Source organism: Streptomyces luteolifulvus, from assembly GCF_008806595.1.
Classification (GTDB): domain Bacteria; phylum Actinomycetota; class Actinomycetes; order Streptomycetales; family Streptomycetaceae; genus Streptomyces; species Streptomyces luteolifulvus.
This window is the reverse complement of sequence record NZ_VZRB01000043.1, coordinates 1-13,872: the sequence shown is the minus strand read 5'-3', so window position 1 is coordinate 13,872 and position 13,872 is coordinate 1. Positions and strand designations below refer to the sequence as shown.

Annotated in this window: 13 protein-coding genes; 2 read left to right on the top strand and 11 right to left on the bottom strand. The window is 72.8% G+C overall.

Features of this window, described 5'->3' with window-relative positions:
- Positions 1-3: 3 nt before the first annotated feature.
- From F7R91_RS36465 to F7R91_RS36425, 9 genes are all read right to left on the bottom strand, one after another.
- Complete coding sequence (locus tag F7R91_RS36465) at positions 4-1,245, bottom strand: acyl-CoA dehydrogenase family protein (protein WP_150957315.1); 1,242 nt, start codon at positions 1,243-1,245, stop codon at positions 4-6.
- Positions 1,242-1,649 carry a hypothetical protein gene (locus F7R91_RS36460; protein ID WP_150957313.1) on the bottom strand — a complete coding sequence of 136 codons (408 nt, stop codon included), beginning with the start codon at positions 1,647-1,649 and terminating at the stop codon, positions 1,242-1,244. The genes F7R91_RS36465 and F7R91_RS36460 overlap by 4 nt, the downstream gene beginning before the upstream one ends.
- Entirely contained in the window at positions 1,646-2,083 is a 438-nt protein-coding gene (locus F7R91_RS36455) for a hypothetical protein (protein WP_150957310.1), read from the bottom strand. The genes F7R91_RS36460 and F7R91_RS36455 overlap by 4 nt, the downstream gene beginning before the upstream one ends.
- Positions 2,080-3,738: a type I 3-dehydroquinate dehydratase gene (locus tag F7R91_RS36450; RefSeq protein WP_191971796.1), complete on the bottom strand. Its 1,659-nt coding sequence runs from the start codon at positions 3,736-3,738 to the stop codon at positions 2,080-2,082. Before F7R91_RS36450 ends, F7R91_RS36455 begins: the two co-directional genes overlap by 4 nt.
- A complete protein-coding gene (locus F7R91_RS36445; RefSeq protein ID WP_150957304.1) occupies positions 3,729-4,415 on the bottom strand; it encodes a nitroreductase in 687 nt (228 codons plus the stop codon). Before F7R91_RS36445 ends, F7R91_RS36450 begins: the two co-directional genes overlap by 10 nt.
- A 22-nt stretch (positions 4,416-4,437) precedes the next feature.
- Complete coding sequence (locus F7R91_RS36440) at positions 4,438-5,928, bottom strand: arsenate reductase/protein-tyrosine-phosphatase family protein (RefSeq protein WP_150957300.1); 1,491 nt, start codon at positions 5,926-5,928, stop codon at positions 4,438-4,440.
- 324 nt (positions 5,929-6,252) lie between these two features.
- Positions 6,253-7,884 (bottom strand): phospho-sugar mutase, encoded by a 1,632-nt coding sequence (locus F7R91_RS36435; protein ID WP_150957298.1) that lies wholly within the window; start codon positions 7,882-7,884, stop codon positions 6,253-6,255.
- 92 nt (positions 7,885-7,976) lie between these two features.
- Positions 7,977-8,813 (bottom strand): purine-nucleoside phosphorylase, encoded by an 837-nt coding sequence (locus F7R91_RS36430; protein ID WP_150957295.1) that lies wholly within the window; start codon positions 8,811-8,813, stop codon positions 7,977-7,979.
- 158 nt (positions 8,814-8,971) lie between these two features.
- A complete protein-coding gene (locus F7R91_RS36425; RefSeq protein ID WP_150957292.1) occupies positions 8,972-9,409 on the bottom strand; it encodes a gamma-glutamylcyclotransferase in 438 nt (145 codons plus the stop codon).
- A gap of 105 nt (positions 9,410-9,514) precedes the next feature.
- Between F7R91_RS36425 and F7R91_RS36420 the strand changes: the two genes are divergently transcribed.
- Together F7R91_RS36420 and F7R91_RS36415 are read left to right on the top strand one after the other, a co-directional pair.
- Positions 9,515-10,963 carry an NAD(P)H-quinone dehydrogenase gene (locus F7R91_RS36420; protein WP_150957288.1) on the top strand — a complete coding sequence of 483 codons (1,449 nt, stop codon included), beginning with the start codon at positions 9,515-9,517 and terminating at the stop codon, positions 10,961-10,963.
- 164 nt (positions 10,964-11,127) lie between these two features.
- Positions 11,128-12,099: a DeoR/GlpR family DNA-binding transcription regulator gene (locus F7R91_RS36415; protein WP_150957285.1), complete on the top strand. Its 972-nt coding sequence runs from the start codon at positions 11,128-11,130 to the stop codon at positions 12,097-12,099.
- Between the two features lie 810 nt (positions 12,100-12,909).
- On the opposite strand, the gene F7R91_RS36410 is transcribed toward F7R91_RS36415, so the two are convergent.
- Positions 12,910-13,455, bottom strand: coding sequence for a TetR/AcrR family transcriptional regulator (locus F7R91_RS36410; RefSeq protein WP_150957435.1), 546 nt, complete (start codon positions 13,453-13,455; stop codon positions 12,910-12,912).
- Between the two features lie 218 nt (positions 13,456-13,673).
- Positions 13,674-13,872, bottom strand: a 199-nt coding sequence (locus tag F7R91_RS36405) for an acetyl-CoA carboxylase biotin carboxyl carrier protein subunit (protein WP_150957281.1), incomplete at its 5' end; no start/stop codon positions are given.

The following is a 13,872-nucleotide window of genomic DNA, read 5'->3' as shown; positions in this document are numbered from 1 at the left end:
GGCTCAGGGTGTGTGGAAGGACGGGTCGTGGTCCTCGCCGAGCACGGCGCGGCCGATCGTGGCGAGGATGTGGTCGTCGTTGTCGTGGCGCTGATAGAAGGTCAGATCGCGCAGGATCCGCTCCACCGGACTGGGGCGGACCAGGCTGCGGGCGCCACAGGCACGGATGCAGTGGTGCACGGTCTCCTCCGCCAGGTGCTCGACGACATGCCGGGCCTTGCTGCCGGCGAGCCCGGCCTCCGCCACGCTGCCCCCGTCCCACAGTGCGGCGACATGGCGCAGCCACAGGCGCGCGGTGTCCACGTTGACCGCCATGCTGCCCGCCCGTTGCCGTACGTACGGGTCGGCGCCCTTGTCCTGCTTCCTCAGGTACTCCAGACCGTAGGCGCAGGCGGCCTGCGCGGCACCCAGGAAGCTGGCGGCGTAGTGGGGGACGAACGCGGTCTGCCAGTGCCCGGTGAAATAGCTGCCGGGAGCGCCGATGAGGTTGTCCCGCGGTACGAACGTGTCCTCGAACCGGACCAGGTGGCTGGCGGTGGCGCGCATGCCCACCGGGTCCCACCACGAGTCGTCGACGGTCACGGTCGGGTCGGACAGCTCGCAGGCGAGCAGGAGGAGCCCGCTGCCCGCGGCCCTGCCGTCACGGCCGGGCCGGGCGTGCCGGGCTCCGCCGGGGCCGGCCGGATCGACCAGCAGGATGGCCCATTCGGCGCCCGTGGCGCCGGTGGCGAACGCCTTGGTGCCGCGCAGCGTCCACCCGCCGTCGACGGGTACGACCGTGGTGCCGAAGCGGTTGCTCTCCCCGGGTTTGGGGGCTCGGGGCTCGCCGCTCCAGGCCACCCACTTCTCCCCGCGCTCGACCACGCCGGTGAACCAGCGCCGCCGCTGCTCCGGCGTCCCCAGGGCGTCGATGAGCACCAGGGCGTTGGCGTGCCCCTCCCAGCAGCGGGCCAGCGACAGGTCCGCCGCCGCCAGCGTGGTCGTCATCTCCCACAGGGGCAGGGTGTTGCGCTGCTGCGGGCCGAAGCCGAGTCCGCCGTACGCGCGCGGTACGGCGGCGGCCAGCAGCCCGGCGGCGAAGAGGTCGTCGAAGTCCTCGGCGGGAAAGGCGGCCCTGCGGTCGTAGTCGTCCGCGCGGGCGGCGAACGTCTCGGCCGCCAGCTTCGCCGCGCGGTCGAGGGCGGCTCGGTCGGTGAGGACCGGGCCACGTGTGTCGGACGATCCGTGCACCCGGGCGGTGGTCATGGCGAGGGAGCCCCTTCCGGAGGTTCGGCAGGCTGGGCGGGCGCCGGACGGTAGTAGTGGGCGCGGTACATCACGGGCGGCACGTCCGGGGCGCCCGGGGTGACGGTGTGGACGTCGATGGTCAGCAGGCCACGGTTGAGATAGCCGCACAGGACGGCGTCGCCCGGGCCGAGCCGCCCTTCGGCGAGGAAGCCCACGGCAGGGCCCTCGCCGCCCGCGTCCATCAGCGGCGTGGCGAACAGGGCGGAGCGGGTGCGGGGGCCGCCCGGGCGGTCCTCGGCGACGCTCAGCGCGAGCCGTCCCCCGTCCTCGGCGGCGTCGACGAGCCGGATGCCGGCGGCGGCGGTGTCGAAGTTGACCCATCCGCCGATGAGCCCGGTCAGATCGGTGCCCGCGGCCGTCATGAGCCGTCCTCCGCCCGGTGGACCCGGTGGACCCGGTGGACCCGGTGGACCCGGTGGAAGAACGAGCGGGTCCACACGCCGGGGCCCTCGCCGTCCCCCAGCGGGACGGTGGACGTGGTGGCCACCAGGATGCCCGTCTTGTGGTAGGCGGAGACGAGCGTGCGCAGACCGTCGTGTGCGAAGACGGCTGAGAACGACCAGGCCGTGGACGGGGCGCCGGGCGCGGTGTAGACGACCGCGGGCACCTCGCCCCAGCCGGTGGCCCGTACGACGACGCCGGTCTCGCTCCGGGCCACGGTCAGCCGCACGGGGCCCTTCGACATCGCGCCCCCGTCGGAGTTGAGCCAGTCGCCCAACAGGGCCGAGACATCGGGACCGTGTGCTGCGAGCGGCTTCGCCGGTGGCACCGCCTCGGCCGCCGAGTGGATGGTCATGGGGCATATCTCCTTCCCAAGGGACTTCCTGACGTCTTGTCGGGGACTTCGTGTCGGTGGGAACCGCCACCCCGTCGTGGGACCGCGGAGTGCGCCCGGCGGGAAACGGGCGGGCGGGATGGCCGACGGGATGCCTCCGGGGCGCCGCACAGGGCTCCCAGCGGCACGAACGACGGCACCCGATGCCCCGTCAGCATCCGGAACTGCTCCCGGATCTCGACGAGCAGCACCTCCCGGCCGTCGATGCCCAGCAGCCCCCGGGCACGCGCGGCCTCCACCAGCGGTGTCGGCGGATCCCGGTACGCCATCTCCAGCACCACGGCCCCCGGATCCGCAGTCGCCAGGGAAACGGGAGGCGGCTCCACCAGCGGAGTGGCGTGCACCAGAACCCCGTACCCGGCCGGGTCGAATGCGGACAGCGGTACGTAGGGCACACGGATCCGCCGCGAGGCGTCCCGGCCGCGCGCGTGCCCCCGGTTGACCAGGGTCACCTCGGCCCCGGCGGTGAGCAGTGCCAGCGCGGCCGCCCGCCCGGCGCCGCCGCACCCGACGACCGCCGCCCGCAGGCCCGCCGGGCGCACCCCGGCCCGGGTGAGGGCGTGCAGGGCGCCGACCGTGTCGGTGGTGTCGGCGCGCCACCGCCCGTCCTCGGGCCACATGAGGTTGGCCGCGCCGCAGCGCAGGGCCGTGGGGCTCGCCACGTCCGCCAGCTCCAGGGCGCTCTCCTTGTGCGGGGCGGTCACGGTGAGACCTCGGACCGGCAGGCCGCTGCTGTCCCCGAAGCCCACCGCCTCCCGCCACAGCGGTGCGAGATCGTCCGCGGGGAACGGCAGATAGAGCGCGGGGAGTCCGAGGGCGCGCAACGCGGCGTTGTACAGGCGCGGCGCGAGTGAACGCCCGCAGTCGCGGCCGACGATGCCGAAGAGGCCACTCAGCCCGGACAGTGCGGGAAGCCCGTAGTCCGTCACCAACTGGTCCATGCCCGGCATGCCGTCCGGACCCGGGCCCGACGCCCGGCCGAACACCACGGGTGCGCCCAGCCATGGGGCGAGGACGCGGGTCCAGACGCCGGCCGTGCCGGACGTGTACGCGGTCACGTCCTCGCGTCCGAGGCCGGCCAGCAGCCGCGGCGCCGCGCTGACCCCGTATCCGCCGTGCGCCCCGCGCGGAGCGAGGAGATACAGCGCCGCCGGTACGGCCCGCAGCGCGGCGAAGAGTTCCCGCAGGGCGGTGTGGCAGTCGGTGTCCCGGTGGTCCGCGAGCACCCCGTGCCAGGCGACGCGCCGCCGCCCCGCGGGTACGGCGGCCAGCAGCTCGGGCTGCGTGAGGTCGTCGGGCCACTCCAGCTCGACCGTGTCGTAGTGGTCCGCCGCGCGCAGCAGCCGGGTGCGTCGCTCGGCCGTGTCCCGGCCGTGGCCGCCGCCGTGGGCCTGGGTGCGCAGACTGTACGTCAGAGCGCCCGTGAAGTGCTTGCGCAGTCGGCCCGGGTCGGGGTCACCGGCCAGGTCCGCCCGTATCTCGACGGCGTCGGCCACCGCGTCGAGATCCCGCAGCCGGGCGTCGGTGAGGTCGTCGGGTCCGGTGGCCACTGCCACGAGCCGCGCTCGCCCCGGGGCGCGGGGGCGGTGGCCGCTGCTCCCAGGGGTCAGCTCCACCGCACGTACTCCTCCAGACGGGCCCGATGCGGAACGAACCGGTTGACCGGGGCCGCCTCGTCGGCGTATCCGACGGCCAGGGTGCAGACGATGAGCCGGTCGGCGTCGATGTCCAGCTTCCGGCGCAGCGCGTCCGCGTAGCCCGCGACGCTGAACTGCGGGCAACTGCCCAGGCCCCGGGCGACCAGGCCGAGCATGACGTTCTGCAGGAAGAAGCCGGTCTCCAGGAAGGTCCCGGCCACCGCGTCGCCGGGGACGTGGCAGACCAGGGCGGCGGGTGCGTCGAAGAAGCGCAGATTGTCGCTGAGGTGGGCGCGGCCGGCCGAGGGGTCGTCGGGCGCGTGGCCCTTGGCGCGCAGCACTCCGGAGCGGGCCGCGCGGGCGCGTTCCGCGGCGGTGCTGTCCTGCGACGGCGGTCGGCCGGCGCAGTCCGGCCGTGGCTGCTCCCCTCGCTCGAACGCCTCCTGGAGGGTACGGGTCAACGCCGTCAGGGTGTCGCCGGTCACGACGGTCACCCGCCAGGGCTGGGCGTTGCGGCTGGACGGGGCCTGGCCGGCGACGAGGAGTACCTCGGCCAGGACGTCCCGGGGCACCGGCCGGTCCAGGAAGGCGCGCTTGCAGTGCCGCGCGCCGATCAGCGCGAGGCCGTCGCAGGCCCGGTCGTCCTGGGCGCTCATGGGCGTCACACTCCTTCAGCTCTCAACCGCCGACGGCGCGGGTGTCCGGGGCGGGGCCGCAGCCGAGGAACTCGTGCAGACGGGAATGGACCAGCCGCTGGATGTGCCGGGCGCACCGGTGGTAGGCCTCGGTCGGCTGTCCTTCGGGGTCGGGGACGTCACCGTGCGGGTCCAGGCAGAGGGTGTGGTGTTCGGCGTCGGGCGCCAGGGCGATCACGGCGTCACGGTGGCCACGCGTCATGCAGTAGATGACGGCGCTGCGGCGGCACAGCTCCGCGGTGACCGGCCGCGCCCGATGGCGGACGGGGTGCCGGGGGCCGTGCACCCGCCGGAGCCCCAGGCCGGCGAGCGCGTGGCGTGCGCCGGTGGCCAGGGGCGCACCGGGTTGCTCCGCGGCCACCCCGGCGCTCGCGAACCGGACACCGCGCGCGGGCTGTCCCAGCCCTGCGGCATGCGCCCGGGCGATGGCCTCGGCCATGGGCGAGCGGGAGGTGTTCCCACCGCAGACGAACAGCACACGTCGCACCGTTCGGCTGCCACGCGCCCGCAGCCAGGACGCCGTCGCCGAGCAGGACAGCGCCACGACGGCGGCGACGACGCACAGGGCCCCGAAGAGCTGCGCGTTCCCCGGGACCGGAAGCCCGGCCAGCCCGGCGAGGGCGTAGGAGGCGACCAGGCCGGAGAAGAGGCTGGCACCGCGGTTGGCCGGGACACACCAGGTGTAGACGCGGCGGTCGAGGTAGATCAACGTGCCGAAGACGAAGAGGACTTCGTACGCCACGCCGATGGCGACCGCGGCCAGGGCGGCCGGGGTTCCGAGGAACGTGGTGAATCCGGTGCGCAGCTCCGGCTGTCCCGCGAGGGCCACGGCCGCCAGGACGACGACCTGGAACACCGGTGCGGCGGCATGCTCCTCGACAAAGTAACGGCGATCGGTTTCCACCGTGCCCGACTTGGCCACGCGGCTCATTATCTCGAACCGCCCCGCGTACCCGAAGAGATAGATCAGTACGCTCAATGCCGCGCCCACGGTGAAGTGGTAAGTGCCGACATCGAGGAGAGCCACCGAAATAGCCATCAGACTGAGACCCAGTGCCGCCCACGCGGAAGCGGGAACATGCCGCCTGCGGAGCGCGTCGACCAATGGGGAAAGGATCAGCACCCCGCCCCGCATCAGAAGCAGCACAAGGAGGATGGAGACGCCGGCGAACGTGAAATTCAGCGTGGTGGTGGCGATGATGAGGGAGGTGAATAACCCGGCGAGGAGTGTTTCCCGCCTCCGCGGGCGGACCCGCCCCACACCGGCGGCCTTGCGCCGCCGTGCGTACCGCCACCACCCGCTGACCCCCAGGAAGACCGGCATGACGGCCAGTTGTCCCAGCGCGGCCGCCGGCAGCAGCACCAGTCCGTCGACCGGTCCCCCGGCCAGTGGCAACGCCCCGCTGGACACCGCTTTCACCAGCATGGCGTACGGAATATAGGCGAGAAAGTATCCGAGTGCGAGCCAGGCCATACGCGTGGTCCTCCGGAACTACTCCAGCGGCAACGTCGGTTGATTCGCGGCGGAACGTACGCAAGGAACTGTTCGAGTGTGGACCGGCCCTGCACGGCACGCAACTTCAGCCGGTTTCCGGATGTGGGGGAATTTCCATTCGGGCAGCCGCTGCCGATATTTTCTCGCGATGCCGCAGGGGGTGCGCAATTGGCGCAGTCGATGGTTTGGGGGCATACGCCCGCGCGCGCGGGCGTATGCCCCCAAACCATCCTCATGCACCTGGCCCGGTCGAAATGCGGTATGGCATGATCCGGGCGCCCCGCGCATCGAGCCGGGTGTCTGTCAGATGCCGGCGGCGGCCGAGAGGTCCCGTTTGATGGCGGTCAGCAGCTCGCTCGCCTTCGTGCGGGCCGCGGGGAGGTCGGCGTGGGTCGCCACGGGCACGACGACCTCCAGGTAGCACTTCAGCTTGGGCTCCGTACCACTGGGGCGGACGATGACGCGGGCGCCCTCGAGCGTGTAGCGCAGGCCGTCGGTGGGCGGGAGCTTGTCGGTGCCCTGGGTGAGGTCCTCGGCGCGGATGATCGCGAGGCCCGCGAGGGCGGTCGGCGGCTGCTCGCGCAGGCGCCGCATGGCATCGGCGATGACGGAGAGATCCTTGACGCGCACCGCCAGCTGATCGGTGGCGTGCAGCCCGTGGTCGACGGCGAGGTCGTCGAGGAGGTCGAGCAGGGTGCGGCCCTGTTCCTTGAGCTCAGAGGCGAGCTCAGTGATGAGGAGGGCCGCGGTGATGCCGTCCTTGTCGCGCACGCCGTCGGGGTCGACGCAGTAGCCGAGGGCCTCCTCGTATCCGTAGCGCAGGCCCTCGACGCGGGCGATCCACTTGAAGCCGGTGAGCGTCTCCTCGTACGCCAGCCCCGCCCTCTCGGCGATCCGGCCGAGCAGGGAGGAGGAGACGATCGACTCGGCGAAGGTGCCGCGGGCCCCGCGCCGGACGAGGTGCGCGGCGAGCAGCGCGCCCACCTCGTCACCGCGGAGCATGCGCCACTCGCCGCCGTCCTGGACGGCCACGGCGCAGCGGTCGGCGTCGGGGTCGTTGGCGATGATGAGGTCCGGGTCGGTCTCACGGGCCTTCGCGAAGGCGAGGTCCATCGCGCCGGGCTCTTCCGGGTTGGGGAAGGCGACGGTCGGGAAGTCGGGGTCGGGCTCGGCCTGCTCGGCGACGACGACGGGCTCGGGGAAGCCGGCCCGGGCGAAGGCGGCGAGGAGCACGTCCTTGCCGACGCCGTGCATCGCGGTGTAGACGGTGCGGGCGGTGCGGGGCGAGCCGGCCGCGAGGACGGCGTCGGTACGGGCCAGGTAGGCGTCGAGGACGGCGTCGTCCAGGGTCTCCCAGCCGGTCTGCGGACGGGGTACGTCGTCCAGGGAGGCGATCGCGTCGATCTCGGCGGCGATCTCCGCGTCGGCGGGCGGCACGATCTGGGACCCGTCCCCGAGGTACACCTTGTAGCCGTTGTCCCGGGGCGGGTTGTGGCTGGCCGTGACCTCCACGCCCGCGACCGCCCCGAGGTGCCTTATGGCGAAGGCGAGGACCGGTGTGGGAAGCGGGCGGGGGAGCACGAGGGCCCTGAGGCCGGCGCCGGTCATGACCGCGGCGGTGTCCCGGGCGAAGTCGGCGGACTTGTGGCGGGCGTCGTAGCCGATGACGACGAGGCCACCGGTGTGGCCGCCCGTCCTCAGATACGCGGCGAGTCCGGCCGCCGCGCGGATGACGACCGAGCGGTTCATCCGCATGGGCCCGGCGCCGAGCTCGCCCCGGAGCCCGGCCGTGCCGAACTGGAGGGTGCCGCCGAAGCGCGCGGCGAGCTCGGTGAGGTCTCCCGCGGCGATGAGCTTGGCCAGTTCGTCACGGGTTTCCGCGTCGGGGTCCTCGGCGAGCCAAGCGTTGGCCTGCGCGATGAGTTCGGCGTGCACGTCGGGGTCAACCTCTCGTGGTCGTGAGTTTTTGGCCCCTCCGGCGTTCGAGGAGCCGGGTCCAGGGGGCGGAGCCCCCTGGTACCGCCGGGTCAGAGCCGGCCCAGTACCTGCCCCAGCAGCGAGCCCATGCGCTTCGCGCTGTCGCGGCCCGCCTGGAGAACCTCCTCGTGGTTCAGCGGCTCCCCGGTCATGCCCGCCGCCAGGTTCGTCACCAGCGAGATCCCCAGCACCTCGGCGCCCGCCTCACGCGCGGCGATCGCCTCCAGGACCGTCGACATGCCCACCAGGTCCGCGCCGATCACCCGGGCCATCCGGATCTCGGCCGGCGTCTCGTAGTGCGGGCCGGGGAACTGCGCGTAGACGCCCTCCTCCAGGGTGGGGTCGATCTCCTTGCACAGGGCGCGCAGCCGCGGCGAGTACAGGTCGGTGAGGTCGACGAAGTTCGCGCCGATGATCGGGGAGGTGGCGGTCAGGTTGATGTGGTCGCTGATCAGGACCGGCTGGCCGGGCCGCATGCCCTCACGCAGACCGCCGCAGCCGTTGGTCAGCACCACGGTCTTGCTGCCGGCGGCGACGGCCGTACGGACGCCGTGGGCGACGGCGGCCACCCCGCGGCCCTCGTAATAGTGCGTACGGCCGAGGAAGACCAGTGCGCGCTTGTGTCCGATCTTGTACGAGCGGACCTTGCCGCCGTGCCCCTCCACCACCGGCGGCGGGAACCCGGGCAGCTCGGTGACCTGGAACTCGGCGTCGGGAGCGCCGAGGGAGTCCGCGGCCGGCGCCCAGCCGGAGCCCATCACGAGGGCGACGTCGTGGGTCTCGGCCCCGGTCAGTTCGCGCAGGCGCGCGGCGGCGGCGTCGGCGGCGACCCTGGGATCTACGGGGGCGGGGCCCTGGATGTCGTCCGGAAGAAGAGATGCGTTCACGCGGTCGAGAGTAGCCGGTCGGGGCCTACGCGCGTAGATGACAGAGCTCACGGGATTGCGATCGTTGTCTTGTCGTTTCCGACCAAGAAGGTGACCGGTGAGGCTCAGGGGGTCCGCCAAGGTGTCCTCGCACTGACTCGATCGCCTCCGGAACGGCCTCAGCAGGGCCGCTTGCGCAGTTCCATCACATAGTCGTGCGGTGCGCCCGCCGACTCCGCGGCGTCGGCGACCTCGCCCAGATAGCGCGCCGACGGCAACCCGCCCTCGTAGCCGTTCAGGACATACACCCAGGCCCGCTCCTCGCCGTCCAGCGTGTGCACGCGCACCCGCATCCGGCGGTAGATGCCGAGGCCGACGCCCTCCCAGCGGTCCATCGACTCCTCGTCGGCCGGGGCGATGTCGTACAGCGCGACGAAGACCTGCGAGCCCGGCGCCTCGACCAGCGTCGCCAGCGCGCCCTCCCAGCCCAGGTGCTCCCCGCCGAAGGTCAGCCGCCACCCGTTGAGCCAGCCGGTGGCCCGCAGCGGTGAGTGCGGGGCGCGGCGGGTCATCAGCCGCGCGTCGAGGTTGCCGGCGTACGCGGCGTAGAGCGACATGGGTCGAGGGTACGGCAGCCGCCCCGCCCGCCCCGCCGCTCCCACGGGCACCGGTGACGCATGCCTCAGCCCCCGGAGCGGTATCGGCTTGAGCCGTGCGGGACAATGGGGTACGTGACTCGGATCGTGATCATCGGTGGTGGACCCGGCGGATACGAGGCGGCTCTGGTGGCCGCCCAGCTCGGCGCGGAGGTGACCGTCGTCGACTGCGACGGTCTGGGCGGGGCGTCGGTGCTCACCGACTGCGTGCCGTCGAAGACGCTAATCGCCACGGCCGAGGTGATGACCACCTTCGACTCCTCGTACGAGGAACTGGGGATCATCGTCGCCGACGACACCCCGCCGCTGGAGCAGGCCGCCCGGGTGGTCGGGGTCGACCTCGGCAAGGTCAACCGCCGTGTCAAGCGGCTCGCCCTCGCCCAGTCCCACGACATCACCGCCTCCGTGACGCGCGCCGGCGCGCGGGTCATGCGCGGGCGCGGGCGTCTGGAGGGCATGCAGGCGCTCGACGGCTCGCGCAGGGTCGTCGTGCGGGCCGCGGACGGCAGCGAGGAGACGCTCGTCGCGGACGCCGTCCTCATCGCCACCGGCGGCCACCCCCGTGAGCTGCCCGACGCCCGGCCCGACGGCGAGCGCATCCTCAACTGGACCCAGGTCTACGACCTCACCGAGCTTCCCGAGGAACTCATCGTCGTCGGTTCCGGTGTCACCGGCGCCGAATTCGCCGGTGCCTACCAGGCCCTCGGCTCCAAGGTGACGCTCGTGTCGTCCCGGGACCGCGTCCTGCCCGGCGAGGACCCGGACGCCGCGGTCGTGCTGGAGGACGTCTTCCGGCGCCGCGGCATGAACGTCATGTCCCGCTCCCGCGCGCAGGCCGCCAAGCGCGTCGGCGACAAGGTCGAGGTCACCCTCGCAGACGGCCGGGTCATCACCGGCTCGCACTGTCTGATGGCCGTCGGCGCCGTCCCGAACAGCGCGGGCATGGGCCTGGAGGAGGCCGGTGTCAGGCTGCGCGAGTCCGGGCACATCTGGACCGACAAGGTCTCCCGGACCACGGCTCCGGGCGTGTACGCCGCCGGTGACGTCACCGGGGTGTTCGCCCTCGCGTCCGTCGCGGCCATGCAGGGACGTATCGCCATGTACCACTTCCTCGGCGACGCGGTGGCCCCGCTCAACCTGAAGACTGTCTCCGCCAACGTCTTCACCGACCCGGAGATCGCCACCGTCGGCTACTCGCAGGCCGACGTCGACGCCGGCAAGATCGACGCCCGGGTCGTCAAGCTGCCGCTGCTGCGCAACCCGCGCGCGAAGATGCAGGGCATCCGGGACGGCTTCGTCAAGATCTTCTGCCGTCCGGGCACCGGGATCGTGGTCGGTGGTGTGGTCGTATCACCGCGCGCCTCGGAACTGATCCACCCGATCTCGATCGCCGTCGACAACAATCTGACGGTCGAGCAGATCGCGAAGGCGTTCACCGTGTACCCGTCGCTTTCGGGCTCGATCGCCGAGGTGGCCCGCCAGCTGCACACCCGCAAGGCGACGGGCGAGGCCTGAGCCGAAACCGACTCCCCGCGGGTGACGGGGAGTTGTCGACCATGCGCACGGCATAGGCGCGGGGACTAGGCCCTATACCACCTCGCGGGGTGCTGTGCGAACAACTTCTGCTATTCGGCGCAAACAGCTGAAAGCAGACGGTCGTCCGCGTTACTGTCAGTTTCGTGTTCGCTGCAGAACGTCGCCAATTGATCCTCGAAATGGTGCGAGCGAACGGAGCCGTGTCGCTCCGTGAGCTCGCCCGCGTCGTCCAGACCTCCGAAGTGACCGTACGGCGGGACGTGCGCGCACTGGAGGCAGAAGGACTCCTCGACCGCCGGCACGGCGGTGCGGTACTGCCGGGCGGGTTCACGCGGGAGTCCGGCTTTCCGCAGAAGTCACATCTCGCGACCGCCGAGAAGACGGCCATCGCCGATCTCGCCGCGAGCTTCGTCGAAGAGGGCGAGGCCATCGTGGTCGGGGCGGGCACCACCACACAGGAGCTGGCGCGCCGGCTCGCCAGGGTGCCCGGGCTGACCGTCGTCACCAACTCCCTGCTGGTGGCACAGGCGTTGGCCCACGCCAACCGGGTGGAGGTCGTGATGACCGGCGGCACCCTGCGCGGCTCCAACTACGCCCTGGTGGGCTCCGGTGCCGAGCAGTCCCTCCAGGGACTCCGGGTCTCCCGGGCCTTCCTGTCCGGCAGCGGGCTGACCGCCGAGCGCGGGCTGTCCACGTCCAACATGCTGTCGGCGTCCGTGGACCGGGCCCTCGTCCAGGCGGCGGCCGAGGTCGTCGTGCTGGCCGACCACACCAAGCTGGGCACGGACACCATGTTCCAGACCGTGCCCACGGACCTCATCACCCGTCTCGTGACCGACGAGCCGCCGGTCCACGACGACCGCGCGGTCACCGAACTCCAGGCCCTCGCCGACCAGGGGGTGCAGATCGCCGTGGCCGGGTCGGGAGCCTCGGGGGGTGATGCGGTCCCGGCGCGCCAGCAACAGCGCCGGGACGTCCCCCTCCCGGGCCCCCGCCGCGGCCAGGTCCCGGGCACCGGCCCGGGCTTGCGCACGGCGGCCACGGTCCTGGGCGAGCCGGGGACGAGCGCGGGGGCGGGGGACCGGGCACGGGTGGCGGACTTACGGAGGCGCTGAGCGAGAGCGCCTGCGGCGGCCTCACGGGGTTGTGCGCGCGGGATGAGTGTGAGGGCGGGCCCCATGGATGGCGGGGTGCCCGGCGAGGGCGGGGGTCCTGAGCCCGCGGCACCACGACCGGCAGTTGCCCTGAGCCGCCCTCACCTTGGCCTGCCGCGCCCCGATCGGCCGCAGCACGGCTCTGCGCCGCGGGCGGACTGAGAGCTTGCGTCCTGCGCGTTGTACTGCGCGGCTTGGGAGTTCCCGGTCACCCCGGGCGGCGGTCGTGCTGCCAGGGAGTGCCCCGGCTCGCGCGGTCGTAGTGTCGCCTCGCGCTCCCGGGTGGTCTTGGCGGCTAGCGGCCCGAACGGCCCGAGGGTTCGTGTGCGCTGCGCGGCTTGGGAAGTCCTGGTTACCCCGGGCGGCCGTGGTACGGCTCTGCGTCGCTGGGGTCTGAGAGCACGCGTCCTGCGCGGCGCGAGGGGTGTGCGCCGCGCGGCCTGGGAGTCCTGGTCACCCCGGGTGGCCGTCGTGCTGGCAGTTGCCCCGGCTCGCGCGGTCGTAGTGTCGCCTCGCGCTCCCGGGTGGTCTTGGCGGCTCGCGGCCCGAACGGCCCGAGGGTTTGTGTGCGCTGCGCGGCCTGAGGGTTCCTGGTTATCCCGGGCGGCCGTCCTGCTGCCAGTTGACCCGGCCCGCGCGGCCGTTGTGCCGCCCTGCGCCCCCGGGGGCCTTGGCGGTCCTCGGCCCGCGGCGCGAACGGCCCGAGGGTTTGTGTGCGGCGCGCGGGCTGGCCTTCGGCCCATCGCCGTGGTGCCGACGCCCGGGCGTCTCCTACGGCTTCAACCCCCGCAGCGTCAGCCGTAGCAAGCGGTCTGCCAGCGCTGGGTCCTTCGGGGTTTCCTCTGCTGCCAGGGCGATGGCGTGGGTCAGTTGGAGGAGGTCGGTGATCGCGACGTCGGGGCGGATCCTGCCTGCCTCCTGGGCTCGGGCCAGCAGTGCGCCGCCCGCCTCGCGGATCGGGCCGCTGCAACGGCCGAGGGCAGACGTGTCGTCGGACGAGACGGACATCAACGCCCGGGCGAGACCCCGGTACTCACCGGCGTGAGTGACCGTCTCGCGCAGCCACGTCATGAGCGCCGCGCAGGGCTCCGGAGCGCGCAGCAGCTCCCGGGAGCGGGCGAGCAGGTCGCTCACCGCGTCCTCGAAGACCGCGCTCAGCAGGGCGTGCCGGTTGGGGAAGTGGCGGTAGAGCGTGCCGATACCGACGCCCGCCCGCCGGGCCACGTCCTCCAGGGACGCCTCCGTACCATGCTCCGCGAACGCGGAACGCGCCTCGGTCAGCAGCCGCTCGTGATTGCGGCGGGCGTCGGCGCGCATGGCGCGCGGGGCCGCGGGCGTCACCGTCGTGTCCCGATCCTCCGCGGTCTCCGGTGAGGTCGCGCCCACCATGGCTCCCACCTGCCCTCTCTCCCGCCCCGGTCCGACCCCAGCATGCCACCGAGGAACCGAGGAACCGGGGGACGGGAAAAACGAGGCGCCCGGCGGACTGACTGTTTCAGTCCGCCGGGCGCCTCGGGATGTCGTACGAGCCGGGATCAGTCCTTGATCTCGCAGATCGCGGCGCCCGAGGTGAGGGACGCGCCGACCTCCGCGGACAGGCCCTTGATGGTGCCGGACTTGTGCGCGTTGAGCGGCTGTTCCATCTTCATCGCCTCGAGTACGACGATCAGGTCGCCTTCCGTGACCTCCTGGCCCTCCTCGACGGCGACCTTGACGATGGTGCCCTGCATCGGG

Coding starts and splice junctions, on each gene's coding strand:
- F7R91_RS36465 (WP_150957315.1), bottom strand. CDS start 1,245: ATGACCACCGCCCGGGTGCACGGATCGTCCGACACACGTGGCCCGGTC.
- F7R91_RS36425 (WP_150957292.1), bottom strand. CDS start 9,409: ATGTCGCTCTACGCCGCGTACGCCGGCAACCTCGACGCGCGGCTGATG.
- F7R91_RS36445 (WP_150957304.1), bottom strand. CDS start 4,415: ATGAGCGCCCAGGACGACCGGGCCTGCGACGGCCTCGCGCTGATCGGC.
- F7R91_RS36420 (WP_150957288.1), top strand. CDS start 9,515: ATGGGGTACGTGACTCGGATCGTGATCATCGGTGGTGGACCCGGCGGA.
- F7R91_RS36460 (WP_150957313.1), bottom strand. CDS start 1,649: ATGACGGCCGCGGGCACCGATCTGACCGGGCTCATCGGCGGATGGGTC.
- F7R91_RS36410 (WP_150957435.1), bottom strand. CDS start 13,455: ATGCGCGCCGACGCCCGCCGCAATCACGAGCGGCTGCTGACCGAGGCG.
- F7R91_RS36455 (WP_150957310.1), bottom strand. CDS start 2,083: ATGACCATCCACTCGGCGGCCGAGGCGGTGCCACCGGCGAAGCCGCTC.
- F7R91_RS36440 (WP_150957300.1), bottom strand. CDS start 5,928: ATGGCCTGGCTCGCACTCGGATACTTTCTCGCCTATATTCCGTACGCC.